At 62.7% G+C, this 25,890-nt stretch carries 28 protein-coding genes; 24 read left to right on the plus strand and 4 right to left on the minus strand.

Features of this window, described 5'->3' with window-relative positions:
* Positions 1-2: 2 nt before the first annotated feature.
* Positions 3-932: a hydroxymethylbilane synthase gene (hemC, locus tag PMI07_RS17430; RefSeq protein ID WP_007769783.1), complete on the minus strand. Its 930-nt coding sequence runs from the start codon at positions 930-932 to the stop codon at positions 3-5.
* Positions 933-1,003: 71 nt separating this feature from the next.
* Here hemC and tsaD point away from each other — a divergent pair, with 71 nt between their 5' ends.
* From tsaD to PMI07_RS17455, 5 genes are read left to right on the plus strand one after another with little or no spacing between them, the layout of a single operon-like run.
* The gene (tsaD, locus tag PMI07_RS17435) at positions 1,004-2,101 is read left to right on the plus strand and encodes a tRNA (adenosine(37)-N6)-threonylcarbamoyltransferase complex transferase subunit TsaD (RefSeq protein WP_007769782.1); all 1,098 of its coding nucleotides are present in this window, start codon (positions 1,004-1,006) and stop codon (positions 2,099-2,101) included.
* The gene (locus PMI07_RS17440; RefSeq protein ID WP_024163885.1) at positions 2,098-3,102 is read left to right on the plus strand and encodes an NAD(P)H-dependent glycerol-3-phosphate dehydrogenase; all 1,005 of its coding nucleotides are present in this window, start codon (positions 2,098-2,100) and stop codon (positions 3,100-3,102) included. The genes tsaD and PMI07_RS17440 overlap by 4 nt, the downstream gene beginning before the upstream one ends.
* A gap of 37 nt (positions 3,103-3,139) precedes the next feature.
* Positions 3,140-3,430 carry a YciI-like protein gene (locus PMI07_RS17445; protein WP_007757780.1) on the plus strand — a complete coding sequence of 97 codons (291 nt, stop codon included), beginning with the start codon at positions 3,140-3,142 and terminating at the stop codon, positions 3,428-3,430.
* Positions 3,431-3,438: 8 nt separating this feature from the next.
* A complete protein-coding gene (locus tag PMI07_RS17450; protein WP_007757779.1) occupies positions 3,439-3,879 on the plus strand; it encodes an EVE domain-containing protein in 441 nt (146 codons plus the stop codon).
* 7 nt (positions 3,880-3,886) lie between these two features.
* Positions 3,887-4,534 carry a methyltransferase gene (locus PMI07_RS17455; RefSeq protein ID WP_007757777.1) on the plus strand — a complete coding sequence of 216 codons (648 nt, stop codon included), beginning with the start codon at positions 3,887-3,889 and terminating at the stop codon, positions 4,532-4,534.
* Between the two features lie 94 nt (positions 4,535-4,628).
* Here the strand turns inward: PMI07_RS17455 and PMI07_RS17460 are convergent, their stop codons facing one another.
* Positions 4,629-4,997, minus strand: coding sequence for a DsrE family protein (locus PMI07_RS17460; RefSeq protein WP_007757774.1), 369 nt, complete (start codon positions 4,995-4,997; stop codon positions 4,629-4,631).
* Positions 4,998-5,065: 68 nt separating this feature from the next.
* On the opposite strand from PMI07_RS17460, the gene PMI07_RS17465 reads away from it, so the two are divergent.
* Positions 5,066-6,058: an AraC family transcriptional regulator gene (locus tag PMI07_RS17465; protein ID WP_007757772.1), complete on the plus strand. Its 993-nt coding sequence runs from the start codon at positions 5,066-5,068 to the stop codon at positions 6,056-6,058.
* 86 nt (positions 6,059-6,144) lie between these two features.
* Here PMI07_RS17465 and PMI07_RS17470 read toward each other — a convergent pair whose 3' ends face one another.
* Positions 6,145-6,570: a hypothetical protein gene (locus PMI07_RS17470; protein WP_007757765.1), complete on the minus strand. Its 426-nt coding sequence runs from the start codon at positions 6,568-6,570 to the stop codon at positions 6,145-6,147.
* 285 nt (positions 6,571-6,855) lie between these two features.
* Between PMI07_RS17470 and sdhC the strand changes: the two genes are divergently transcribed.
* From sdhC to PMI07_RS17560, 18 genes are all read left to right on the plus strand, one after another.
* The gene (gene sdhC, locus PMI07_RS17475) at positions 6,856-7,248 is read left to right on the plus strand and encodes a succinate dehydrogenase, cytochrome b556 subunit (protein ID WP_007757763.1); all 393 of its coding nucleotides are present in this window, start codon (positions 6,856-6,858) and stop codon (positions 7,246-7,248) included.
* Positions 7,249-7,259: 11 nt separating this feature from the next.
* Positions 7,260-7,640 carry a succinate dehydrogenase, hydrophobic membrane anchor protein gene (gene sdhD / locus PMI07_RS17480; protein ID WP_007757762.1) on the plus strand — a complete coding sequence of 127 codons (381 nt, stop codon included), beginning with the start codon at positions 7,260-7,262 and terminating at the stop codon, positions 7,638-7,640.
* A 6-nt stretch (positions 7,641-7,646) separates the two neighbouring features.
* Positions 7,647-9,488 carry a succinate dehydrogenase flavoprotein subunit gene (gene sdhA, locus PMI07_RS17485; RefSeq protein ID WP_007757760.1) on the plus strand — a complete coding sequence of 614 codons (1,842 nt, stop codon included), beginning with the start codon at positions 7,647-7,649 and terminating at the stop codon, positions 9,486-9,488.
* Positions 9,489-9,505: 17 nt separating this feature from the next.
* Positions 9,506-10,285 carry a succinate dehydrogenase iron-sulfur subunit gene (locus tag PMI07_RS17490; RefSeq protein WP_007757759.1) on the plus strand — a complete coding sequence of 260 codons (780 nt, stop codon included), beginning with the start codon at positions 9,506-9,508 and terminating at the stop codon, positions 10,283-10,285.
* A gap of 184 nt (positions 10,286-10,469) precedes the next feature.
* A complete protein-coding gene (locus PMI07_RS17495; RefSeq protein ID WP_007757758.1) occupies positions 10,470-11,012 on the plus strand; it encodes a protease inhibitor Inh/omp19 family protein in 543 nt (180 codons plus the stop codon).
* Between the two features lie 30 nt (positions 11,013-11,042).
* Positions 11,043-12,200: a cell division protein ZapE gene (zapE, locus tag PMI07_RS17500; RefSeq protein WP_007757756.1), complete on the plus strand. Its 1,158-nt coding sequence runs from the start codon at positions 11,043-11,045 to the stop codon at positions 12,198-12,200.
* Positions 12,201-12,382: 182 nt separating this feature from the next.
* Positions 12,383-13,345 (plus strand): malate dehydrogenase, encoded by a 963-nt coding sequence (gene mdh / locus PMI07_RS17505; RefSeq protein WP_007757753.1) that lies wholly within the window; start codon positions 12,383-12,385, stop codon positions 13,343-13,345.
* Positions 13,346-13,381: 36 nt separating this feature from the next.
* A complete protein-coding gene (gene sucC, locus PMI07_RS17510) occupies positions 13,382-14,575 on the plus strand; it encodes an ADP-forming succinate--CoA ligase subunit beta (protein ID WP_024163886.1) in 1,194 nt (397 codons plus the stop codon).
* A 19-nt stretch (positions 14,576-14,594) separates the two neighbouring features.
* Positions 14,595-15,500, plus strand: coding sequence for a succinate--CoA ligase subunit alpha (gene sucD / locus PMI07_RS17515; protein WP_007770245.1), 906 nt, complete (start codon positions 14,595-14,597; stop codon positions 15,498-15,500).
* Between the two features lie 235 nt (positions 15,501-15,735).
* Positions 15,736-18,732, plus strand: a complete 2,997-nt coding sequence (locus tag PMI07_RS17520) for a 2-oxoglutarate dehydrogenase E1 component (protein WP_007770247.1) — start codon at positions 15,736-15,738, stop codon at positions 18,730-18,732.
* Positions 18,733-18,743: 11 nt separating this feature from the next.
* Positions 18,744-19,070 (plus strand): YciI family protein, encoded by a 327-nt coding sequence (locus PMI07_RS17525; RefSeq protein WP_007770249.1) that lies wholly within the window; start codon positions 18,744-18,746, stop codon positions 19,068-19,070.
* Positions 19,071-19,099: 29 nt separating this feature from the next.
* Complete coding sequence (gene odhB / locus PMI07_RS17530) at positions 19,100-20,356, plus strand: 2-oxoglutarate dehydrogenase complex dihydrolipoyllysine-residue succinyltransferase (RefSeq protein WP_024163887.1); 1,257 nt, start codon at positions 19,100-19,102, stop codon at positions 20,354-20,356.
* A 15-nt stretch (positions 20,357-20,371) separates the two neighbouring features.
* Complete coding sequence (locus PMI07_RS17535; protein ID WP_007772588.1) at positions 20,372-20,788, plus strand: MAPEG family protein; 417 nt, start codon at positions 20,372-20,374, stop codon at positions 20,786-20,788.
* 4 nt (positions 20,789-20,792) lie between these two features.
* Complete coding sequence (locus PMI07_RS17540; RefSeq protein ID WP_007772586.1) at positions 20,793-21,293, plus strand: hypothetical protein; 501 nt, start codon at positions 20,793-20,795, stop codon at positions 21,291-21,293.
* Positions 21,290-22,042 (plus strand): SDR family oxidoreductase, encoded by a 753-nt coding sequence (locus PMI07_RS17545; RefSeq protein WP_024163888.1) that lies wholly within the window; start codon positions 21,290-21,292, stop codon positions 22,040-22,042. Before PMI07_RS17540 ends, PMI07_RS17545 begins: the two co-directional genes overlap by 4 nt.
* A 25-nt stretch (positions 22,043-22,067) precedes the next feature.
* On the plus strand, positions 22,068-23,474 hold the full coding sequence (lpdA, locus tag PMI07_RS17550) for a dihydrolipoyl dehydrogenase (RefSeq protein ID WP_007754435.1): 1,407 nt from the start codon (positions 22,068-22,070) through the stop codon (positions 23,472-23,474).
* 183 nt (positions 23,475-23,657) lie between these two features.
* Positions 23,658-24,152, plus strand: a complete 495-nt coding sequence (locus PMI07_RS17555) for a DUF2867 domain-containing protein (RefSeq protein WP_037087434.1) — start codon at positions 23,658-23,660, stop codon at positions 24,150-24,152.
* 132 nt (positions 24,153-24,284) lie between these two features.
* Entirely contained in the window at positions 24,285-24,773 is a 489-nt protein-coding gene (locus PMI07_RS17560) for a cytochrome b/b6 domain-containing protein (RefSeq protein WP_007754437.1), read from the plus strand.
* Positions 24,774-24,789: 16 nt separating this feature from the next.
* Here PMI07_RS17560 and PMI07_RS17565 read toward each other — a convergent pair whose 3' ends face one another.
* Positions 24,790-25,869, minus strand: a complete 1,080-nt coding sequence (locus PMI07_RS17565) for a TraB/GumN family protein (RefSeq protein WP_007754438.1) — start codon at positions 25,867-25,869, stop codon at positions 24,790-24,792.
* Positions 25,870-25,890 lie beyond the last annotated feature (21 nt).

The raw sequence follows: 25,890 nt of genomic DNA on the forward strand, positions 1-25,890 counted from the left end.
CTTTACGACCAGCCTTCGAAGAAATCGGTGCCGGCCGCCGCGCGGACCGCTTCGCCCGCCTGCCGGCCGAGCTTTTCCGCGTTGGCGCGTTTGCCTTCGGTCTCGATCGAATGTTCCTTGCGGCCATCCGGCGTCAGGATAAGGCCCGAAAATTTCAGATGGTCGCCCTCGCAGACGGCGTAACCGCCGATCGGGGTGCGACAGGAACCGTCGAGCGCGGCCAGGAAGGCCCGTTCGCAGGAGACGGCGTCGTAGGTCGGCCGGTCGTTGATCGGGTCGAGAAGCGCATCGATGCGGGCATCACTGACACGGCTTTCGACGCAGATGGCGCCCTGCGCCGGTGCCGGGGGGAAGTCGGCCGGGTCGAGCAGTTCGGTGACCGCGTCCTGCTTGCCGAGGCGCTTGAGGCCGGCATAGGCGAGCAGGGTCGCATCCACCTGGCCTTCGTTCAGCTTGCGCAGCCGGGTTTCGACGAGGCCGCGGAAGGTGATGACGTTGATATCCGGCCGGATGCGGCGGATCAGCGCCTGGCGGCGCAGCGACGAGGAGCCGACGGTTGCGCCATCCGGGAGTGCGGCCAGCGTATGAGCCGTGCGGCCGATGAAGGCATCGCGAAAATCTTCGCGGGGCAGGTAGGCGGCGAGACGCAGGCCGTCGGGGAGTTTTGTCGGCATGTCCTTGGAGGAATGCACGGCGAAATCGAGATCGCCGGAGATCAGCCCTTCCTCCAGCTCCTGGGTGAACAGGCCCTTGCCGCCGAGTTCCGAGAGCGATCGGTCGGTGATCCGGTCGCCGGTCGTCGACAGCACGACGATCTCGAACATGTCCTCCGGCAGGCCATGCGCCGTCATCAGCCTTGCACGCGTTTCGGAAGCCTGGGCGAGCGCCAGCGGGCTGCCGCGCGTGCCGATCCGGAAAGGTTTTGTTTGCATCCGCGTCATTCCGTTGTTACCGGAGGCTTTCGTAGACCGGTTTATCCGGCATCGCAATTATCGATAGGCCCATGGCGACCTTTCTTCGCATCCTCGGCATTGAAACTAGCTGCGACGAGACGGCGGCTTCCGTCGTCGCGCGCCATGAGGACGGCCGCGGCGAAATCCTCTCCGACGTCGTATTGTCGCAGCTCGACGAACACAGCGCTTATGGCGGCGTCGTGCCGGAGATCGCGGCGCGCGCGCATGTCGAGGCGCTGGACGGCCTGATCGAGGAAGCGCTCACCCGCGCTAATGTGTCGCTCGACGAGGTCGATGCGATTGCCGCGACCTCAGGGCCGGGCCTCATCGGCGGGCTGATCGTTGGGCTGATGACGGCGAAGGCGATCGCGCGGGCCGCCGGCAAGCCGCTGATGGCGATCAATCACCTCGAAGGCCATGCGCTGACGGCGCGGCTGACCGACGGGCTTTCCTTTCCCTACCTGATGCTGCTCGTGTCCGGCGGCCATACCCAGCTGGTTCTGGTGCGTGGTGTCGGCGAATACGAGCGCTGGGGCACGACGATCGACGATGCGCTGGGCGAAGCCTTCGACAAGACGGCAAAGCTGCTGGGGCTCCCCTATCCCGGCGGGCCGGCGGTCGAAAAGGCGGCGCTGAAGGGCAACCCGGACCGGTTCTCGCTGCCGCGGCCACTGGTCGGCGAGGCGCGGCTCGATTTCTCCTTCTCCGGCCTCAAGACGGCGGTGCGCCAGGCGGCGACCGAGATTGCGCCGCTCAGCGACCAGGACGTCGCCGATATCTGCGCCTCTTTCCAGAAGGCGATTTCGCGGACGCTGCGCGACCGCATCGGCCGAGGCTTGGCACGGTTCAAACAGGAGTTTGCGCATCTCGATGTCGACCGGGCGCTGGTCGTCGCGGGTGGCGTTGCCGCCAACCAGGAAATCCGCCGCACGCTGCAGGCGCTCTGCATCGAAAACGGTTTCCGCTTCATCGCGCCGCCGCTGCGGCTCTGCACCGACAATGCGGCGATGATCGCCTGGGCGGGGCTCGAGCGGATGGCGGAAGATCTGCCGACCGACGGAATGGATGTGGCGCCGCGCTCGCGCTGGCCGCTCGACAAGGACGCAAAAACGCTGCTCGGTTCCGGCAAGCGGGGGGCCAAGGCATGAGTGCTCGTGAACGGATCGTCGTCATCGGCGCCGGCGCCTTCGGCACGGCACTTGCCGCGGTGATTTCGCTGGAAGGCCGGCATCCGGTCACCCTGATCGGCCGCGATCCCTCGCTGATGAGCGATCTTCGCGACGACCGGGTGCATGATGCAGCACTTCCCGGCGTGCCCCTGCCGGATGCGCTGGAGTTTTCCGCCGAGCCGGATGCGATCGGCGAGGCGAGCCTTGTTCTGTTCGCCATGCCTTCGCAGGCGCAGGCGGATGCGGCGCGGCACTACGGCCCTTATCTGGCGGAGGGCGCGGTGGTCGTCACCTGCGCCAAGGGCATCGACAAGTCTTCCGGCCGGCTGCTGACCGAGGTTCTGGAAGCGGAACTGCCGCATCATCAGGTCGCCGTGCTGTCCGGGCCGGGCTTTGCGGCGGATATCGCCCGCGGCCTGCCGACGGCGATGGCAATTGCGGCAGCCGATCGTGCGCTGGCAGAACGGCTTGCCACCGCGCTTTCCAGCCGCACGTTCCGCCTCTATGCCTCCACCGACCGGATCGGCGTGCAGCTCGGCGGGGCGCTGAAGAACGTGCTGGCGATTGCCTGCGGCATCATCGAAGGCGCCGGGCTCGGCGATTCGGCGCGTGCGGCGCTGATCTCACGAGGCTTGGCTGAAATGTCGCGGCTGATCGAGGCGATGGGCGGCAAGGCGGATACGGTGCGCGGCTTGTCGGGCCTCGGCGACCTGGTGCTGACCGGCAACAGCCATCAATCGCGCAACCTGCGGTTCGGCATTGCGCTCGGCCAAACTGGCGGGAATTGGGGCGACCCCGCGGAAACGGTGGGCGGGCCGCTGGTCGAGGGTGCCTTTGCGGCCTCCGTCGCGGCGCGTCTCGGCGAAAAATTCTCCGTCGAGCTGCCGGTCACCAACGCGGTGGCCGACATCATCGACGGCAAGCTCGATATCATGACGGCCATGGAACAGTTGATGACCCGGCCGATCACCACTGAATAAGATCATTCCCCCAAAAAGCCCATGCAAGGAGAGACTGATGCTGTTTGCGTTTCTGTGCACCGACAAGCCCGGCCATCTGAACGTCCGGATGGAAACCCGCCCGACCCATGTGGAGCACCTGAACAAGCTCAATGCCGAGGGGGTTCTGAAGTTCGCAGGTCCGTTCCTGGATGATGACGGCAAGCCGAACGGCAGCCTCGTGGTTGTCGAAGCCGCAGACATGGCTGCTGCCCGCACGATTGCCGAAGCCGATCCCTATTATATGGCCGGCCTGTTCGAGAAGGTCGAAGTGAAAGCCTGGAACTGGGTCTTCAACAAGCCGGAGTGAGGCGACACATGGCGTACTGGCTTTATAAATCCGAACCGTCGTCCTGGTCATGGGAACAGCAGAAGGCGGCGGGCGAAAAGGGCACCGAATGGACCGGCGTGCGCAACTACCTGGCGCGCAACAACATGCGGGCCATGAAGATCGGCGACAAGGGTTTCTTCTACCACTCCAATGACGGGCTGGAGATCGTCGGCATCGTCGAGGTCTGCGCGCTGTCGCATCCCGATTCGAGTGCCAAGGGCGATCCGAAGTGGGATTGCGTCGATATCCGCGCCGTGACCGACGTGCCGAAGCCGGTGACGCTGAAGGACATCAAGGCCAATCCGAAGTTCGAGAAGATGTCGCTGGTGACCTCGATGCGGCTTTCGGTTCAGCCGGTGACCGAGGAGGAATATTTCGAGATCTGCAAACTCGGCGGTCTCGACAAACCGCCGCGCTCCCCGGATTGAGCGGATTTTGAAAACCGATCCGCGGACCTTCGTCCTTGAGAATACCGACCTCGTCAGCCCGCCGCATGTGCCGGAGATCCGGCTGCATCTGGCGAGCGAGGCGCATGATCTCTGGCTGAAGACGGAGGAGGATCTGCAGGAGATCGGCCTGCAGCCACCCTACTGGGCCTTTGCCTGGGCAGGCGGCCAGGGGCTTGCCCGCTACATTCTCGACCATCCGGAAACGGTTGCGGGCAGGCGGGTCATGGATTTTGCGAGCGGCTCCGGCCTGGTGGCGATCGCCGCGAAGTTCGCGGGCGCTGCCGACGTGCTGGCGGCGGATATCGACCCCTGGGCTGCGAGCGCCATAGCGCTGAATGCCGCGGCCAACGAAGTCGAGATCCGCTCCACGGCCGAAGACCAACTCGGCAGGGCAGTCGAGGCGGAGGTGATCCTCGCCGGCGACGTCTTCTACGACTGGGAGTTTGCGGCGGCGTTGATCCCGTGGCTCACGCGGCTTGCGGGCGAGGGGAAGCTGGTTCTGGTCGGCGATCCCGGCCGCAGCTATTTCCCGAAGGACCGGCTCGAGCAACTGGCCGTCTATCAGGTGCCGGTCACCCGGGCGCTGGAGGACAGCGAAGTGAAGAAGACGACGGTCTGGCGGTTTGCTCCATAAGGCTTGCCTGTCATTGCCGCGGCAGCGATAGGGCCGAGCGGAGGAGAGGATGTGACAAGCCCCACCGCACGGTCCCACCGGATGTTCGTGGTGATCAAAACGAGAGCGTGGCGGCTCCGTCCTTGATCTCGGCGTGCATTGCGCTTGCCCCCACGATAACGACGCCCTCGAGCAGGTCGTTCTCGTCGTAACCGCGCGATTTAACGCAAGGCGGGCATGCCCAGATCGTGCCGCCACGTTTCTGGAAATCGTCGATCGATTGTGCCAGCGGATCGAGCGGCGCCACATGGGTCATCCGTTGCCCGCCCTTGCGGACGAGATCGATCGCGGCGCTGGTCAGAAATACCGAGACCTTGAGCCCCGCCGTGATGCCGCCATTGGCAATCGTGAAGGCGACGGATGAAAGTTCGGAATCGATTCCCTTGGTGACGAGCACTACCAGTTTATCAGTCGGGGTTTGCATTGTATCCTCCCACGGTTGAGTTGACGTGCTCACTGTAGGAAGGCGGGCGAAACCTGTCTTTGGCCGAGATGCGTGAAGGCTTGTCCGAAAATCCTGACCTGACGCGTGGCGTGGCGCGGGACGACGTGCTGTCGGCTCTGTTGTCCACAATCCGCCTTTCAGGGTCGTTGCAGTTCTGCTTCATGCCTTCCGGCAACTGGCAGACGGATGCCACCCCCTCCATGGCGAAGCTCTCGGGGAAGGCAATCGGCACGGTACCGTTTCACATCGTCGCCGCCGGCCATTGCTGGCTGAAGATGGAAGGCCAGGAGGCGGCGCTCGAGCCGGGCGACGTGCTTGTCTTTCCCTTCGGCACCGGGCACCAGCTGGGCTCAGGGGGTGACGGCGCGATCGTCAACCCGACGCGGCAACTGCCGCCGAAGCCGTGGCGCCAAATTCCGGTCATTCGCCACGGTGATGACACGCAAGGGGTCAGGCTGCTCTGCGGCTATCTCCAGTGCGACGCGTTGAGCTTTGCGCCGCTGAGGCGAGCGCTGCCGAAACTGATCCATGTCAGGACGCGCGGTGCGAATGACGGAGACTGGCTGCGCTCGACCATCCGGCAAATGGTGGACGAGGTCGACATGCCACGGGCGGGCGGGATCTCCATGCTGCCTAGGCTGACCGAAATACTGTTTATCGAGATCCTGCGCCACCAGATCACCATGGCCGAACCGCAGGCCGCCGGCTGGCTGGCAGCGCTGGCCGACGCGGCGCTGTCGCGCTGCCTGTCACTCATTCATGACGATCCGACGCGCGACTGGTCGCTGGGGGAACTGTCGACCGCGTCGGGGATGTCGCGCAGCGTGCTGGCGGAACGTTTCCAGACGATCCTCGGGACTTCACCTGTCCGATATGTGCGTGAGTGGCGCCTTTATCTGGCGAGCGTCGCTCTGGCAACGACGGGGCAGGCGATTGCCGCGATCGCCTACGATGCCGGATATGCGACCGAAGCGGCTTTCAGCCGTGCCTTTTCACGAACGTACGGCACGCCGCCGGCGGCATGGCGTGCGATGGGCTGAAAGTGGCGAGACTTAAAGACGGAGTTGGCCGGATAGCTGCACGGGGCCGTCCGGCCGTACATGCGTGGCTATTGCCGCGTCGCGGTTCAATTTCCGCCGCGGATGACGCAGACGCCGAATTCGTAGGAGCAGGCGTTTCCGAAGCCGCGCAGGCCGGCGTCGACATCGATGATCTTGGCCTTGGGCGCGAGCACCACGCGGCCTTCCTGTCCCCGCCAGTAGTCTTCCGAGAAATAGCGCGAAAAATAGACGCCGAAATCGGGGATCGGGCGGGCCTGCAGCGCGCCGCTGAAAATGCCGAGCTTGTGGACGAACGATGCGGTGCCGGTATAGAAGACGCGGAAGCCTTCGACATCCGACATGTTGTCTGCCCGCTCGACCCAGCGATTGCTTCCAAGGCGATAGACGCCGCTGCCGGCGTCGCTCCAGCCGTCGCGGGCGTTGGCGGCGGATGCGAGCGACGCAAAAAGCGCCGCGGCGGCCAGGACTGGCTTGATGCGATTCGCGATCATGGCGAACTCCGGAAGATATGATTAACGAAACGTTATCATAAAACGGCTCGTCCCGTCCCGGCGGCAACGAAATCTTTCCAAATCGTAGTTAATGTGCTCGCCGGGTTTGAGCCGCACCAGCCACGAGAAAGACACAATCGATTAAATTGAAAATCGGTTTGAATTGTTCTTGTCGTCAGACATCCGTGCGATTAAACCACGCCAATGATGCAATGCACATTTCTTCGGCACAGTGCATTGTTGGGCGCCCGCCCTTGATACCGCATACGACGCCGCGAGGTTCTGATGGCGAATGTGACAAATAACCGGCCCCTGTCGCCGCATCTTCAAATCTACAAGCCAATCCCCACCATGATCATGTCGATTGTGCACCGCATCACAGGCGGTGCGCTTTATGTCGGCACCATCCTGGTGGCATGGTGGCTGATCGCCGCCGCCAGCGGCCCGGCCTATTACGACTGGGCCAACTGGGCGCTCGGCAGCCTTCTCGGCAAGCTCGTGCTGCTCGGTTATACCTGGGCGCTGATCCACCACATGCTCGGCGGTTTCCGCCATTTCATGTGGGACCTCGGCTACGGTTTCGAGAAGGAATTCTCCACCAAGCTCGCCATCGCCAATATCATCGCATCGCTCTGTCTGACCGTGCTGGTCTGGGTGATCGGCTTCCTCGTTCGGTAAGGTTCTCATCCATGGATATGCGTACCCCGCTCGGAAAAGTCCGCGGACTGGGCTCCGCCAAGGACGGCACCGATCATTTCTGGCGCCAGCGCCTTACGGCCGTCGCCAACGTGCCGCTGATGCTCTTCTTCGTCATCTTCATGATCATCTATGCCGGAAAGCCCTATCCGGAAGTGATCGCCGCGCTGTCGAACCCGTTCGTCGCCGTCATCATGGGCCTCATCGTCATCTCCGGCGTCATTCACATGAAGCTCGGCATGCAGGTCATCATCGAAGACTATGTGCACGGCGAATTCGCCAAGGTCGCGCTGATCATGCTCAACACCTTCTTCTCGATTTTGATCGCCGGGCTCTGTCTGTTCGCCGTTCTGAAAATCGCATTCGCAGGATAACCCGTCATGGCATCAGTCACTCCCATCGCCCAGAACGGCAAAGCCTATACCTATGTCGACCATTCCTATGACGTGATCGTCGTCGGCGCCGGTGGTGCTGGCCTTCGCGCCACGCTCGGCATGGCCGAACAGGGTTTCAAGACCGCCTGCATCACCAAGGTTTTCCCCACCCGCTCGCACACCGTCGCAGCCCAGGGCGGCATCGCCGCCTCGCTGCAGAACATGACGCCGGACTCGTGGCAGTGGCACCTCTATGACACCGTCAAGGGTTCCGACTGGCTCGGCGATGTCGACGCCATGCAGTACATGGTCATGGAAGCGCCGAAGGCCGTCTACGAACTCGAGCATTACGGCGTGCCCTTTTCCCGTAATGAAGAGGGCAAGATCTACCAGCGCCCGTTCGGCGGCCACATGCAGAACTTTGGCGCCGGACCTCCCGTGCAGCGCACCTGCGCGGCAGCCGACCGCACCGGCCATGCCATCCTGCACACGCTCTATGGCCAGTCGCTGAAGAACAACGCGGAATTCTTCATCGAATATTTCGCGCTCGACCTGATCATGTCGGATGACGGCCGCTGCACCGGCGTGGTCGCCTGGAACCTCGACGACGGTACGATCCATCGCTTCGCCGCCAAGATGGTGGTGCTGGCGACCGGCGGTTACGGCCGCGCATACTTCTCGGCAACGTCTGCCCATACCTGCACCGGCGACGGCGGCGGCATGGTGGCACGTGCCGGCCTGCCGCTGCAGGACATGGAATTCGTTCAGTTCCACCCGACCGGCATCTACGGTTCGGGCTGTCTGATCACCGAAGGCGCGCGCGGCGAAGGCGGTTACCTCGTCAATTCCGAGGGCGAACGCTTCATGGAACGTTATGCCCCTTCGGCCAAGGACCTTGCCTCGCGTGACGTGGTTTCGCGCTGCATGACGCTGGAAATCCGCGAAGGCCGCGGCGTCGGCAAGAACAAGGACCACATCTTCCTGCATCTCGACCATCTCGATCCGGCCGTCCTGCACGAACGCCTGCCGGGCATTTCCGAGAGCGCCAAGATTTTCGCAGGCGTGGATGTGACCCGCGAGCCGATCCCGGTTCTGCCGACCGTCCACTACAACATGGGCGGCATCCCGACCAATTTCTGGGGTGAAGTGCTCAATGCCGACAGCAACAATCCGGAACGGCTGCTGCCGGGCCTGATGGCCGTCGGTGAAGCGGGCTGCGCCTCGGTTCACGGCGCCAACCGTCTCGGCTCCAACTCGCTGATCGATCTCGTGGTCTTCGGCCGCGCCGCGGCGATCCGCGCCGGCGAAGTGATCAACAAGGCCGAGCCGATCCCGGCGCTCAACATCGCCGCCTGCGACAAGATCATGGACCGTTTCGACGGCCTGCGTAACGCCAATGGCGGCACGCCGACTGCGGTGCTGCGTGACAAGATGCAGCGCACCATGCAGGACGACGCCGCGGTGTTCCGTACCCAGGAATCGCTGGAATCGGGCTGCAAGCGGATGTCGGCGATCTGGAGCGAGATGAAGGACCTCAAGGTCACCGACCGCTCGATGATCTGGAACTCTGACCTCGTCGAGACGCTCGAATTGCAGAACCTGATGGCGAACGCGATCACCACGGTGGTCGGCGCGGAAGCCCGCAAGGAAAGCCGTGGGTCCCATGCCCGCGAAGACTACACGTCCGGCCCGTTCGGCGGCCGCGACGACGAGAACTGGCGCAAGCACACGCTTGCCTGGGTCAACGACAGCGGCGAGGTCAAGCTCGACTACCGCCCGGTCCATACCGAGCTCATCGCCGAAGGCATCGATCCTTACAAGATCGAGCCGAAGGCACGCGTGTACTGATCTGAGGGAACTGGACCATGGTTGAACTCGCTCTCCCCAAGAACTCTCAGATGACCGAAGGCAAGACCTGGCCGAAGCCGGCAGGTGCCAAGAATGTCCGGGAATTCCGCATCTACCGCTGGAACCCGGATGACGGCCAGAACCCGCGCATCGACACCTATTACATCGATGTCGACGATTGCGGCCCGATGGTTCTCGACGGTCTGCTCTACATCAAGAACAATATCGACCCGACGCTGACGCTGCGCCGCTCCTGCCGCGAAGGCATCTGCGGCTCCTGCGCCATGAACATCGACGGCACCAACACGCTCGCCTGCACCAAGGGCATGGACGACGTGAAGGGCACCGTGAAGGTCTATCCGCTGCCGCATATGCCTGTCGTCAAGGACCTGGTTCCGGACCTCACCAACTTCTACGCCCAGCACCGCTCGATCGAGCCGTGGCTGAAGACGGTTTCGCCGCCGCCGGCCAAGGAATGGAAGCAGAGCCACGAAGACCGCCAGAAGCTCGACGGCCTCTACGAGTGCATTCTCTGCGCCTGCTGCTCGACTTCCTGTCCGAGCTACTGGTGGAACGGCGACCGTTATCTCGGCCCGGCCACCCTGCTGCAGGCCTATCGCTGGCTGATCGACTCCAGAGACGAAGCCAAGGGCGAGCGCCTCGACAATCTCGAGGATCCCTTCCGGCTCTATCGCTGCCACACGATCATGAACTGCGCCCAGACCTGCCCGAAGGGTCTGAACCCGGCCAAGGCCATCGCCGAAATCAAGAAGATGATGGTCGAGCGCCGCGTCTGAGCGCTCTCGACCCTCGGTGCCTTCGGTTCGCGCGTCTGCGGGAACCGGACGCCCGGCCGCATTCCTCTTAAAGCGTATACCGAATTGTTCCAGTACGACTTGATTAACCAAGGTGGTTTACGATAATTCGGTCTCAATTCAGTGGCATCGGTGGCGGGTACTGGCTGAAAGCAGGAGTTTGATGATGCAGTTCAGATATGTGGCGACGGGACTTGTTCTTGCTTTAGCGCTTGCCGGTTGCCAGCGCACTTCCTATAGCCCCTACAGTGATCTGCCCGCCCAGCCTTCTCAGCCGGCGCCGCTTCAGGCGCAGCCGGTGCCGTCCGTTCAAGGCGGCCAGCTGCCGCCGCCCCCTGGCACCGCGGGTTCTTCCCAGTTTCCGACCGCACCCGGCGCAAATCCTGCCATGGCGTCGGCCAATCCATCCGCACCGCCTGCGAGTGCTCTCGATGTCAAGAAGGAAGGCATGGTCGGCAACTGGCGTGTGTCCAACGGCGGCTCGTCCTGCGACATGTTCCTGACGCTCACCAATCTCGGCGGCGGCTCGCGCGGCGGTACCCGCGGCTGTGCCGGCGAACTGACGGCGATGGGCTCCTGGGAAGTGTCCGGCAAGATGGTGCAGTTCAAGAACCGGGCCGGCGACGTGATCGGACGCGTCTACAAGAGCGCCGAGAACCGCTTCGACGGCACGATGAATTCCGGCCAGCCGGTCAGCCTCAGCCGCTAAGCGGTCCCCCACAGTTTCGAGGGCGTCCGGTTGGAACCCATCCCCGAATACACGACGAGCGTCGGTGAGGAGCTGAAGGCTCTGACCGTGTCGGGCGTGTTGACCGCCGACAAGGCCCAGCTCGCGGTTGCGGCCAAGCTCGACCATCTTCTGACCTGCCTTCGCGAGACGAAACCCGCGAAGAAGAAAAGCTCGCTCGGCTGGCTCTTTGCCAAGGGTGGCGGCCGGCCGCGCGAAATCCGTGGTCTCTATGTGCATGGCAGCGTCGGGCGCGGCAAGACCATGCTGATGGACATGTTCTTCAAGAAAGCCCCGACGACCAAGAAGCGCCGGGCGCATTTCCACGAATTCATGGCGGATGTGCACAACCGCATCCACGAACACCGGCAGAAGCTGAAGCGCGGAGAAACCAAGCAGGCGGACCCCGTGCCCCCGGTCGCCGCCGCGCTCTTCGCGGAAGCTGAGCTTCTCTGCTTCGACGAGTTTTCGGTCACCGACATCACCGACGCGATGATTTTGGCGCGGCTGTTCACGGAGCTGTTCGGGCTCGGCTGCGTTCTCGTCGCGACCTCCAACGTGGCGCCGGACGATCTCTACAGGGACGGGCTGAACCGCGGGCTGTTCCTGCCGTTCATCGCGCTGCTCAACCGCTATGTGGATGTGGTCACGCTGGATTCTCCGAACGACTACCGGATGCAGAAGCTCGCAAGCCTGCCGGTCTACGTGACGCCGCTCGACGGGCGCGCCGACGCGGCGATGGAATCCGCCTGGCATCAGGTGACCGACGGCGAGAAGGCGGCGCCCGTCGAGATCCCGATGAAGGGCCGCAGCATCCATGTGCCGTCCGCGGCGGGCCGGGCGGCGCGTTTCGATTTCAAGGACATCTGCGGCAAGCCGCTCGGAGCGTCGGACTATCTGGCGCTCGCCGATCGCTTCGACGCCATCTTCGTCGAGCACGTTCCGCAGCTCGGGCCGGAGAAGCGCAACGAAACCAAGCGGCTTATCAATCTTGTCGACGCGCTCTACGACCACACGGTGCGGCTCTACGTCTCCGCGGCCGCGGCGCCGGAACATATCCTCCTGGAGCGAAAAGGCACAGAAGGCTTCGAGTTCGACCGCACCGTCTCGCGTCTTTTTGAGATGCGCAGCCCTGACTATCTCGCATTGCACCAGGAAAAGCGCCGCTGAGTTTAACGGTTTGGTGACAGAATATCTTACGTTTACGTAAGATATTTAACATCTAACCGATTGAAAAACTTGAGTGGAAAATAATCGATTGCCATTTTGAGCGGATGGCGGTATGCGGTCTGGCACATTGGTAGGCGAGCCGTAGTCTGCCATGGATTCGGATCTCGAAAGGAAGCTTTTCGATGGCGCGCAAGAAGATCGCACTTATTGGTTCTGGCATGATTGGTGGCACGCTGGCGCATCTCGCCAGCCTGAAGGAACTGGGCGACATCGTCCTCTTCGACATCGCCGACGGCATTCCGCAGGGCAAGGGCCTCGATATCGCCCAGTCCGGCCCGGTCGAGGGCTTCAATGCCAAGCTTTCCGGCGCCAGTGATTATGCTGCCATCGAAGGCGCTGACGTCTGCATCGTCACCGCCGGCGTCGCCCGCAAGCCGGGCATGAGCCGCGACGACCTGCTCGGCATCAACCTGAAGGTCATGGAACAGGTCGGCGCCGGCATCAAGAAATATGCCCCGAACGCCTTCGTGATCTGCATTACCAACCCGCTCGACGCGATGGTCTGGGCTCTCCAGAAGTTCTCGGGCCTGCCGAAGAACATGGTCGTCGGCATGGCCGGCGTGCTCGACTCGGCCCGCTTCCGTCTCTTCCTCTCAGAGGAATTCAACGTTTCCGTCCAGGACGTCACCGCCTTCGTTCTCGGCGGCCATGGCGACACGATGGTGCCGCTCGCCCGTTACTCCACCGTCGGCGGCGTTCCGCTCACCGACCTCGTCAAGATGGGCTGGGTCACCAAGGAACGTCTCGAAGAAATCATCCAGCGCACCCGTGACGGCGGCGCCGAAATCGTCGGCCTGCTGAAGACCGGTTCGGCCTATTATGCTCCGGCAGCATCGGCAATCGAAATGGCCGAATCCTTCCTCAAGGACAAGAAGCGCGTTCTGCCGGCTGCCGCCTATCTCTCCGGCCAGTACGGCGTGAAGGACATGTATGTCGGCGTTCCGACGATCATCGGTGCCGGCGGCGTCGAGCGCATCATCGAAGTCGAGTTCAACAAGGACGAGGAAGCCGCCTTCCAGAAGTCCGTCGGCGCTGTTGCCGGCCTCTGCGAAGCCTGCATCAACATCGCGCCTGCTCTCAAGTAATCGACGCGCTGAAGTCATCGAAACAGGGATAAACCCATGAACATTCATGAATATCAGGCCAAGGCTCTGCTGAAGGGCTATGGTGCGCCGGTTGCGGAAGGTGTCGCGATCCTGAAGGCCGAAGAGGCCGAGGCTGCTGCGAAGTCGCTTCCAGGCCCCCTCTATGTCGTCAAGAGCCAGATCCATGCCGGCGGTCGCGGCAAGGGCAAGTTCAAGGAACTCGGCCCCGACGCCAAGGGCGGCGTTCGCCTGGCCTTCTCGATCGAGGAAGCCAAGGCGCATGCCAAGGAAATGCTCGGCAACACGCTGGTGACCGCGCAGACCGGCGAAGCCGGCAAGCAGGTCAACCGCCTCTACATCGAAGACGGCGCCGACATCGCCCGCGAACTCTATTGCTCGCTGCTGGTCGATCGCTCGGTCGGCCGCGTTGCCTTCGTCGTTTCGACCGAAGGCGGCATGGACATCGAAGCCGTTGCCCACGACACGCCTGAGAAGATCCACACGATCGCCATCGATCCGGAAGCCGGCGTGACGGCTGCCGATATCGCTGCGATCTCCAAGGCTCTGGAACTCGACGGCGCTGCTGCCGAAGATGCCAAGTCGCTCTTCCCGCTGCTCTACAAGGCCTTCAACGAGAAGGACATGGCTCTTCTCGAGATCAATCCGCTGATCGTCATGAAGAACGGCCACCTGCGCGTCCTCGACGCCAAGATGTCGTTCGACGGCAACGCGCTCTTCCGCCACGACGACGTCAAGGCGCTGCGCGACGAGACCGAAGAAGACGCCAAGGAAATCGAGGCCTCCAAGTGGGACCTCGCCTACGTTGCTCTCGACGGCAATATCGGCTGCATGGTCAACGGTGCCGGTCTCGCCATGGCGACGATGGACATCATCAAGCTCTACGGCAAGGAGCCGGCTAACTTCTGCGACGTCGGCGGCGGCGCCGGCAAGGAGAAGGTCGCTGCGGCCTTCAAGATCATCACCGCCGACCCGAAGGTCGAGGGCATCCTCGTCAACATCTTCGGTGGCATCATGCGCTGCGACGTCATCGCCGAAGGCGTTGTCGCGGCCGTGCAGGAAGTCGGCCTGAAGGTTCCGCTCGTCGTGCGCCTCGAAGGCACCAATGTCGAGCTCGGCAAGAAGATCCTGAACGAATCTGGTCTCGCCATCACGGCGGCTGACGACCTTGACGACGCGGCGAAGAAGATCGTCGCGGCGATCGAAGCCTAACCTGGAAGGACCGGAAGCAATGTCTATTCTCGTCAATAAAGACACCAAGGTCATCGTCCAGGGCCTGACCGGGAAGACCGGCACCTTTCATACGGAGCAGGCGCTTGCCTACTACGGCACCAAGATGGTGGGTGGCGTTCATCCCAAGAAGGGCGGCGAATCGTGGTCGTCCGGCGTCGACGGTACGTCGCTGCCGATCTTCACCTCGGTCGCCGAAGCCAAGGAACGGACCGGCGCCGACGCGACTGTGATCTACGTTCCGCCGGCAGGTGCGGCAGACGCGATCATCGAGGCGATCGAAGCCGAAGTCCCGTTCATCACCTGCATCACCGAAGGCATTCCGGTCATGGACATGGTGCGCGTCAAGGCTCGCCTCGACCGCTCCAAGTCGCGACTGCTCGGCCCCAACTGCCCGGGCATCCTGACGCCGGAAGAATGCAAGATCGGCATCATGCCGGGCTCGATCTTCCGCAAGGGTTCGGTCGGCATCGTTTCCCGCTCGGGCACGCTGACCTACGAAGCCGTGTTCCAGACCTCGAACGAAGGCCTCGGCCAGACCACCGCCGTCGGCATCGGCGGCGACCCGGTCAAGGGCACCGAGTTCATCGACGTCCTGGAAATGTTCCTCGCTGACGACGCCACGACCTCGATCATCATGATCGGCGAAATCGGCGGCTCGGCTGAAGAAGACGCGGCGCAGTTCCTGAAGGACGAAGCCAAGAAGGGCCGCAGCAAGCCGATGGCCGGCTTCATCGCGGGCCGTACCGCACCGAAGGGCCGCACCATGGGCCATGCCGGTGCAGTGGTTTCCGGCGGCAAGGGCGACGCGGAATCGAAGATCGCGGCGATGGAATCGGCAGGCATCAGAGTGTCGCCTTCTCCGGCCCGTCTCGGCAAGACCTTGGTTGAAGTCCTGAAGGGCTGACGCCACATAAAGGACACTCGCCGCCGATAGATAGGTGGCGATTGATCCGACAAGCTTCGGACAGGCGAAGCGTCCCATTGTTTCGCCTGTCCATGTTTCGCGTCTCACCACTTTGGTGGCGTGTGACCGCCAAGCGCGGTTCGGTACCAAGACGAAGACCAAGAAAATGCGGAGGCCGGAAGTATTTTCCGGTTCCGATTACGTCAGGAGGCGGGCGCGGCGCCCGCAGATAACCATGGCACGGCAAGAAGCCAACGAGCAGTTCCTCATCACCTCTTTCCTCGACGGACAGAATGCGGCCTATATCGAGCAGCTTCATGCCCGGTACGAGGACGACCCGACATCCGTCGCGCCGGAATGGCAGGCCTTTTTCAAGGCGCTCGCCGACAATCCGGACGATGTGAAGGCGGCGGCCAAGGGAGCCTCCTGGCAGCGCAAGAACTGGCCGATCACGGCCAATGGCGAACTGGTCTCGGCACTCGATGGCAACTGGCCGCTCGTCGAAAAGGCGATCGAAACCAAGGTCAAGGCGAAGGCGGAAGCAACTGCTGCCGCGACCGGCAAGCCGGTCAGCGAAACCGATGTGCTGCAGGCGACGCGCGATAGCGTCCGCGCCATCATGATGATCCGCGCCTACCGCATGCGCGGCCACCTGCACGCCAAGCTGGACCCGCTCGGCATTGCCAGCGCGGTCGAGGACTATAACGAGCTTTCTCCGACGGCCTACGGCTTTACGGAAGCCGATTACGACCGCAAGATCTTCATCGACAACGTGCTCGGCCTCGAACACGCGACGCTGCGCGAAATGATCGAGATCCTCGAGCGGACCTATTGCTCGACGCTCGGCGTCGAATTCATGCACATCTCCAATCCGGAAGAAAAGTCCTGGATCCAGGAGCGCATCGAAGGCCCCGGCAAGGGCGTCGAATTCACGCCGGAAGGCAAGAAGGCAATCCTTTCCAAGCTGGTCGAAGCGGAAGGTTACGAACAATTCCTCGACGTCCGGTTCAAGGGCACCAAGCGCTTCGGCCTCGACGGCGGTGAATCGCTGATCCCGGCGCTCGAACAGATCATCAAGCGCGGCGGCCAGGAAGGCCTTGAAGAAGTCGTTCTCGGCATGCCGCATCGCGGCCGCCTGAACGTGCTGACCAACGTGATGCACAAGCCGCACCGCGCCGTCTTCCACGAGTTCAAGGGCGGTTCGTTCAAGCCCGACGAAGTCGAAGGCTCGGGCGACGTGAAGTACCATCTCGGCGCATCGTCGGACCGTGAATTCGACGGCAACAAGGTTCACATGTCGCTGACGGCCAACCCGTCGCATCTCGAAATCGTCAACCCGGTCGTCATGGGCAAGGCCCGCGCCAAGCAGGACATGCTCGCCAAGGCCTGGGACGGCGACATCATTCCGCTGAAGGAACGCTCCAAGGTCCTGCCGCTGCTGCTGCACGGCGATGCGGCGTTTGCGGGCCAGGGTGTCGTTGCCGAAATCCTCGGCCTTTCAGGCCTGCGCGGCCACCGCGTCGCCGGCACGATGCACGTCATCGTCAACAACCAGATCGGCTTCACCACCAACCCGGCCTTCTCGCGTTCGTCGCCCTATCCGTCCGACGTCGCCAAGATGATCGAGGCGCCGATCTTCCACGTCAACGGCGACGATCCGGAAGCGGTCGTTTACGCTGCCAAGATCGCGACCGAATACCGGATGAAGTTCCACAAGCCGGTGGTCATCGACATGTTCTGCTACCGCCGCTTCGGCCATAACGAAGGCGACGAGCCGGCGTTCACCCAGCCGAAGATGTACAAGGTCATCCGCGCCCACAAGACGGTCGCGCAGATCTATGCCGACCGCCTGATCGCCGAAGGCCTTGTCACCGACGGCGAATTCGAGAAGATGAAGGCCGACTGGCGCGCCAATCTCGAAACCGAGTTCGAGGCCGGCCAGAGCTACAAGCCGAACAAGGCCGACTGGCTTGACGGCCAGTGGTCGGGCCTGCGCTCGGCTGACAATGCCGACGAACAGCGCCGCGGCAAGACCGCCATGCCGATGAAGGAACTGCGGGAGATCGGCCGCAAGCTGTCGACCATTCCGGATGGCTTCAACGCGCACCGCACCATCAAGCGGTTCATGGAAAACCGCGCCCAGATGGTCGAGACCGGCGAGGGCATCGACTGGGCCATGGCGGAAGCGCTGGCATTCGGCTCGCTTGCCGTTGAAGGCACCAAAATCCGCTTGTCCGGCCAGGATTGCGAACGCGGCACGTTCAGCCAACGCCACTCGGTTCTCTACGATCAGGACACCGAAGAACGCTACATCCCGCTCGCCAACCTGTCGCCGACCCAGGCCCGTTACGAAGTCATCAACTCGATGCTTTCGGAAGAGGCGGTTCTCGGCTTCGAATACGGGTATTCGCTTGCCCGCCCGAATGCGCTGACCCTCTGGGAAGCCCAGTTCGGCGACTTCGCCAACGGTGCGCAGGTGGTGTTCGACCAGTTCATCTCGTCGGGCGAACGCAAGTGGCTGCGCATGTCCGGCCTCGTCTGCCTTCTGCCGCATGGCTATGAAGGTCAGGGTCCGGAACACTCCTCGGCCCGTCTGGAACGCTGGCTGCAGATGTGCGCCGAAGACAACATGCAGGTCGCCAACGTCACGACGCCGGCGAACTATTTCCACATCCTGCGCCGGCAGACGAAGCGTGATTTCCGCAAGCCGCTGCTTTTGATGACGCCGAAGTCCCTGCTGCGCCACAAGCGGGCCACCTCGACGCTTGCCGAAATGGCCGGCGAGTCTTCCTTCCATCGTCTCCTCTGGGACGATGCGGAAGTCATCAAGGACGGTCCGATCAAGCTGCAGAAGGATGCCAAGATCCGTCGCGTCGTGCTCTGCACCGGCAAGGTCTATTACGACCTGCTCGAAGAGCGCGAAAAGCGCGGCATCGACGACATCTACCTGCTGCGCATCGAACAGCTCTATCCGTTCCCGGCCAAGGCTCTGATCAACGAGCTTTCCCGCTTCCGCAACGCGGAAATGGTCTGGTGCCAGGAAGAGCCGAAGAACATGGGTGCCTGGTCGTTCATCGATCCGTATCTGGAATGGGTTCTGGCGCATATCGATGCCAAGTATCAGCGCGTTCGTTACACGGGCCGGCCGGCAGCGGCTTCGCCTGCAACGGGCCAGATGTCGAAGCATCTCGCACAGCTGGAAGCCTTCCTCGAAGACGCGCTGGGCGGCTAGGGGTAGGGCGGATGGCCTATTTTCACCTGAAGCTCGTGTCGCCGCGGCCGAGCTTTCCGCATGATGCAACGCCGGACGAGATGACGGCGATGCAGGCCCACGGCGCCTATTGGCGGGGCCTTGCGGAAACCGGCGTCGCGATCGCTGTCGGTCCCGTCTTCGCAGAAGGCGGGGCTTTTGGCATCGCGGTGGTGGAGGCCGCGGATGCGGCCGCCGCCCAGGCGCTCGGCGACGACGACCCGGTGATCAAGGCAGCTCTCGGCTTCCGCTTCGAAACGTCTCCCATGCCATCCATCATTCTTCGGACGTCTGCGGCGGGTGCCGCGGCCGCCGTCTAAACGAAAACAACCATTCAGGAACTCACACAATGGCCACTGAAATCCGCGTCCCAACCCTCGGAGAATCCGTCAGCGAGGCGACCGTCGGCACCTGGTTCAAGAAGGTCGGCGATACGGTCAAGGCCGACGAGCCGCTTCTCGAGCTCGAAACGGACAAGGTGACCGTCGAGGTTCCGTCGCCGGCTGCCGGCGTTCTGACCGAGATCGTTGCCGCCAACGGCGAGACCGTCGGCCTCGGCGCCCTGCTCGGCCAGATCGCTGCAGGTGCTGCCGGTACTGCTGCCGCCGCTCCGGCTGCAAAGCCTGCGGAAGCCGCACCGGCCAAGGCTGCCGAACCGGCTGCTGCGGCACCGGTCGCCGCTGCCGCCAGCGCTTCTGCTGCCGCGACCTCGATGCCGGCTGCTCCGGCTGCCGCCAAGATCGCTGCGGACAACAACATCTCGACTGCCGATATCGATGGTTCGGGCAAGCGTGGCCAGGTTCTGAAGGGCGATGTGATCGCTGCGGTCGCCAAGGGCATTTCCGCTCCGGCCGCCGCGCCTGCTGTTCCGGCGGCACCGCGTCCGGTTTCCTCGGCTGACGACGCATCCCGCGAAGAGCGCGTAAAGATGACGCGTCTGCGCCAGACGATCGCCCGCCGTCTCAAGGATGCACAGAACACCGCCGCCATGCTGACCACCTATAACGAGGTGGACATGAAGGCGGTCATGGACCTGCGCAACCGCTACAAGGACGTGTTCGAGAAGAAGCATGGCGTCAAGCTCGGCTTCATGGGCTTCTTCACCAAGGCCGTCACCCACGCGCTGAAGGAACTGCCGGCTGTCAACGCCGAGATCGACGGCACCGACATCATCTACAAGAACTACTGCCATGTCGGCGTCGCCGTCGGCACCGACAAGGGCCTGGTCGTTCCGGTCGTGCGCAATGCCGACCAGATGTCGATCGCCGAGATCGAGAAGGATATCGGCCGCCTCGGCAAGCTCGCCCGTGACGGCGCGCTCTCGATGGCCGACATGCAGGGCGGCACGTTCACCATCTCGAACGGCGGCGTCTACGGTTCGCTGATGTCCTCGCCGATCCTCAACGCGCCGCAGTCCGGCATTCTCGGCATGCACAAGATCCAGGACCGTCCGGTGGTGATCGGCGGCCAGATCGTCATCCGTCCGATGATGTATCTGGCACTCTCCTATGATCACCGCATGGTGGACGGCAAGGAAGCCGTGACCTTCCTCGTGCGCGTCAAGGAAAGCCTCGAAGATCCGGAACGCCTGGTTCTCGATCTCTAAGACGGGAACGAACCTATGGAAACGCTCGGGGTTACCGCAACGCCATACATGACGCTGCTGGCCTTGAGCGTTGTCCTGCTGGTCTTCCATGTCCTGCTGCAGGGCATGCTTTCGACCCGTGAGCTCGGCCGGGACTGGAATGCCGGCCCGCGGGACGAGGGAGTGGAGCCGAAGGGCAAGTTCGCCGGTCGTGCCGCACGCGCCTCGAAGAATTTCCAGGAAACTTATCCGGCTTTCGTCGGACTTCTGCTCGGCGTCGCCTTTGCCGGCGACGACGCATCCGGTTGGGGGCTGATCGGCGGCTGGATCTGGCTTGTTTCGCGGGTCGTCTATATCCCGCTCTATCTTGGAGGCGTTCCCTATATCCGGTCTCTCGTCTGGACGGTGAGCCTGATCGGGCTTCTTGCCATGACCATCGCGCTGTTCCGGTGACGCCATGACCGCATCCTTCAAGATATGGCTTTCGATATTGTGCCTGGTGCCGGGCGTGGCTGCGGCTGCGGAGCGATGCGCGATCGAGAAGGCCGTGTTCGTCGAGGCTACTGCCGGAACGGTGCTTGCCTTCAAGCCGGTCGGTTCGGATGCCGCCGTGGTCAGCCATCTCTTCACGATCACCGGGGGCAAGCTGAAGCTCGACGGCAACGTGATGTACGACGAAGAATCTAAACGGCCGGGCGGCATGGTGACGAACAACTGCCCGCAAGGCGACGCGACCGGCGCCGAACTTCGGGCCTGCACCGTCTGGACCGGCGTGCCCTATGCCCTTGATGTGGCGACCGGTCATATCGACATATTGGGCGCGGCGAATACCCCGGCACCGGACGCGATCCTGATGCCGGGCTTCGGCCCGTCGATCCGACATTCGACGCTGTGGGGCAAGAGCGGTCTGAAACAGGTTCCCTGGGACCTGTACGAGTTCAAGGAATGCAAGGCATGAGCGAAAATCCTGTTCTTCTGGTGACCGGCGGCAGCCGCGGCATCGGTGCGGCGATCTCGCTGATGGCCGCCAGCCGTGGCTGGCGCGTGGCGGTGAACTATGCATCCAATCATGAGGCCGCCGACAAGGTGGTCGCCGAAATCGAGGCAGCCGGCGGTGAGGCGATTGCGGTCCAGGCGAATGTCGGCAATGCGACCGAGATCGCCGCGATGTTTCAGGCGGTCGGCCGGCATTTCGGGCGGCTGGACGGGCTGGTCAACAATGCCGGGATCGTCGACATGCCGCAGCGCATCGACGAGATGAGCGCCGAACGCATCGAGCGGATGATGCGGATCAACGTCACGGGTTCGATCCTGTGTGCCGGGGAAGCGGTACGCCGCATGTCGACGAAACACGGCGGCAAGGGCGGCGCCATCGTCAATATCTCATCGATGGCGGCCAAGCTGGGCTCTCCGGGCCAATATGTCGATTACGCAGCTTCGAAGGCGGCGATCGACACGCTGACCATCGGCCTGGCACGCGAAGTCGCGACCGAAGGCGTGCGCGTCAATGCGATCCGCCCCGGCATTATCGATACGGATATCCATGCGTCCGGCGGCCTGCCGGACCGGGCGCGCGACATGGCGCCCAGCGTTCCCATGCAACGGCCGGGCAGGGCGGAAGAGGTGGCGGATGCCGTCCTCTATTTTCTGTCGCCAGCGGCTTCCTACGTAACCGGCGCCATACTCGACGTGAGCGGCGGGCGCTAAGAGATGAAGAGAAGGAAAAAGAACTATGGCATATGATGTCGTCGTCATCGGAAGCGGCCCCGGCGGTTACGTCTGCGCGGTGAAGGCCGCCCAGCTCGGCCTCAAGGTCGCGGTCGTGGAAAAGCGCGCCACCTATGGCGGGACATGCCTCAACATCGGCTGCATCCCCTCCAAGGCGCTGCTGCACGCCTCCGAAATGTTCGCCCACGCCGCTCACGGCATGGATGCGCTCGGCGTCGAGGTTTCTGCTCCGAAGCTCAATCTTGAAAAGATGATGGCCCACAAAGACGCGACCGTTAAGTCGAATGTCGACGGCGTCTCGTTCCTGTTCAAGAAGAACAAGATCGACGGCTTCATCGGCACCGGCAAGATCGTCTCGGCCGGCAAGGTTTCGGTGACCGGCGACGACGGCAAGGTCCAGGAACTGGAAACCAAGAACATCGTCATCGCCACCGGCTCCGACGTTGCCGGCATTCCTGGCGTCAATGTCGAGATCGACGAGAAGGTGATCATTTCGTCGACCGGCGGCATCGCGCTCGAAAAGGTGCCGCAGCACCTGATCGTGGTCGGCGGCGGCGTCATCGGCATGGAGCTCGGCTCGGTCTGGTCGCGCCTCGGCGCCAAGGTCACCGTGATCGAATATCTGGACAAGCTGCTCGGCGGCATGGACGGCGAAGTCTCCAAGCAGTTCCAACGGATGATGGCCAAGCAGGGCATGGACATCCGCACGGATGCCAAGGTCACCGGCGTCGAAAAGACAGCCACAGGCGCCAAGGTCACCTACGAGCCGGTCAAGGGCGGTGATGCCCAGACGCTGGAAGCCGACGTCGTGCTGATCTCCACCGGCCGCAAGCCCTACACGGCAGGCCTCGGCCTGGAGGAAGCGGGCGTTAAGCTCGACAACCGCGGTCGCGTCGAGATCGATGGCCACTTCAAGACCAATGTCGAGGGCATCTATGCGATCGGCGACGTGGTCAAGGGGCCGATGCTTGCCCACAAGGCGGAAGACGAAGGTGTGGCGATGGCGGAAATTCTCGCCGGCCAGCACGGCCATGTGAACTACGACGTCATCCCGAGCGTCGTCTATACCCAGCCGGAAGTCGCCTCCGTCGGCAAGACCGAGGAAGAGCTGAAGGCTGCGGGCATCGCCTACAAGGTCGGCAAGTTCCCGTTCACGGCCAACGGCCGCGCCCGCGCCATGCTGGCGACGGATGGTTTCGTGAAGTTCCTGGCCGACAAGGACACCGACCGGGTTCTCGGCGGCCATATCGTCGGCTTCGGCGCCGGCGAAATGATCCACGAGATCGCCGTGCTGATGGAATTCGGCGGTTCCTCGGAAGACCTCGGCCGCACCTGCCATGCCCACCCGACCATGTCGGAAGCCGTCAAGGAAGCCGCACTCGCGACGTTCTTCAAGCCGATCCATATGTAAGAATGAGTTGAGACCCAAAGGCCGTCGGATCCTGTGATCCGGCGGCCTTTGCCGTTTATGGAAAGGCGCATTCAGCCGCCGGCCATATTGCCGCAGCGCTTATCGAGTTTACCGATGGCGGCAGTTGCATGTTAATGTGAGGCACGATCCAGGATCGCGATGGCACTCATGATGCAAATGTCTATGACGCCTACCAAAACAGCGCCCCGCCTGCCGGACCCGGCACTGCCCCTGGCAGATTGGGCGGATCGCTATGAAATCGTCGTGCCGGCAAGGGAACTGACGGCAATCGAGGCTGCCAGGCTTGCCCTCGGACATTTCCCGCGTTGGGTGCGGGTCCTGATGGCGATCAGAAACGCGGCGGTCGCGCCTTTCGGCCTCAAGTCGTCGGGATACCATTCGCCGAACACGGTGGAGATGATCGGCCTCTTTCCGGTCCTTTCCCAGTCGGCACACCAGGCCGTGCTCGGGTTCGATGATCATCATCTCGATTTCCGCATCGTCGTCGATGTCGATGACAGTCCGAAAGGCAAAACGGTCGGCGTCACCACACTGGTGCGGCGCAAGATCCTGTTCGGCAGGATTTACATTGCCGTCATCACACCGTTTCACAACTTGATCGTTTCGGCGATGCTTTCGAACGTGGGGAGACGGCTTGCAGGCTCTGAAACCCGGTAACAACGGCCTGTTTTGCGAAACATCAATTCCAGGATTAAATCTTGGACAGGCCCGCCACTTTCGCTTGAGCATCATGCGAATGGCCTTAGACTGCCTTCCATCGTTCTAACCTTCTGAAAAAAGGTCAAGAAAATGGTTTCATCCTTCTCCATGCCACAGCGTATCCTGCATTGGATCATGGCGCTTCTGATCCTCTTCAACCTGATCTTCTCCGACGCGATGGAGACCTATGGGCGGGTTTTCTTCGGCGGCCAGACGCCGACGCCGGAACAGGTCAGTGCTGCGAACATCCACGCCTATGTGGGGATCGCCGTGCTTGTGCTCGCTGTCGTCCGGCTCTGTCTGCGGTTCTTCCAAGGCGTGCCGCCGGAGCCGGAGCAAGAGCCGCCGTTCCTGCGGGTGGTGGCAAAGATCGGTCATTGGGCATTTTACGCGCTATTCTTCGTGATGCCGTTTGCAGGGATCGGCGCCTATTATTTCGGAAACAAGACCGCTGCCTTCGCGCATGCAGGGCCGATGAAGCTGCTGATGTGGGCGCTGATCGTCGCCCATATCGCAGGCGCGCTGGTGCACCATTTCTACTGGAAGACCGATGTGCTGAAGCGGATGACGAGTGGTTGATGAAGAACGGGCGGCGTCAATTGACCGCCGTCACCTTGAAACCCTGTTTCCGGAAGAGTTCGATGAGGCCCTCGTCGCCCGGCAGATGCAGGGCGCCGACGGCCATGAAGGCGCCGCCCTGGCCAAGGATGGGGGCTGCCCTATCGGCCATGACGTGGTTGCGCTTGCTGACGACCAGGTTCTCGAAGTCACCGTAACCGGCCTCGTCCTCGGTGCCATCGGGTGCCACGGCCTTCAGCATCGGCATGGCAAGGCCGATATCGCCGGAAAGATAGACTTCGGTGAGCGTCTCGAAGACATCGTCGACGCGCTTGCCGAGCTTGATGGTCTCGATCAGTGATTTGAGATGCAGTTCGATCGGGATGGCGTTCAGCGCCGCGGCCTGTTCTTCCAGCGTTTCCAGCCCCTTGACCGGCTTGCCCTCGGCGGTGGCCTGTTCGGCTACCTTCTTGTCGAGGAAGGCGACGTTCTGCGCCTTGCGGGCGAGCTCGCAGGCCGGCACCGAGACGAGCGCCATCAGCATCCAGGGCCGCATGCGCGAGACCGCCGAGAGCGGAACGCCGCGTGCCTTCAGGCCGGTTTCGAGCAGCGCGACGTCTTCCTTCGGCAACAGCGAATCGATCGTGCTGCCATCCGTCAGCATCATCAGTTCCGGCTTCGCCAGCATCGCGGCCATGGCCTTCTTTTCGTCGATCACCTCGTCGGATTCGATGATGATCGTCTTTGCCTTGGAATGGGCTTCGGCGGCGCCGAGCGGCATTTTCAGCACCCGCGGATCGGAGACATGCATGGTGCCGAGCAGGTAGGATGGCGCCACTCCATCCTTCTCGATCTTCCAGAAAATGCCCTTGCCGTTCGGCACCTTGGCGGCTTCAGTGACGATCCGGTCGTAGAGCGGCGATTTTTCCGCCTTCATCTCTTCGAGAAGATTCCGGCCGTTGCAGGCAGGCGTTTCCGCGTGTGCCGGAGACAATGAGCCGAGGATCAGGAGGAGGGAGGCAAGCGCCACGACATGTGCTGCCGCGATCAGCCACAGCACGAAATCCTGGGCGCGCTTCATGAAAGCGCCGGTGGAGGAGGCAAAGGCGGGAGTCATCATGTCATCCGTCGGCAAGGG

Origin of the sequence: Rhizobium sp. CF080 (genome assembly GCF_000282095.2) — a bacterium.
In the GTDB taxonomy this organism is placed as follows: domain Bacteria; phylum Pseudomonadota; class Alphaproteobacteria; order Rhizobiales; family Rhizobiaceae; genus Neorhizobium.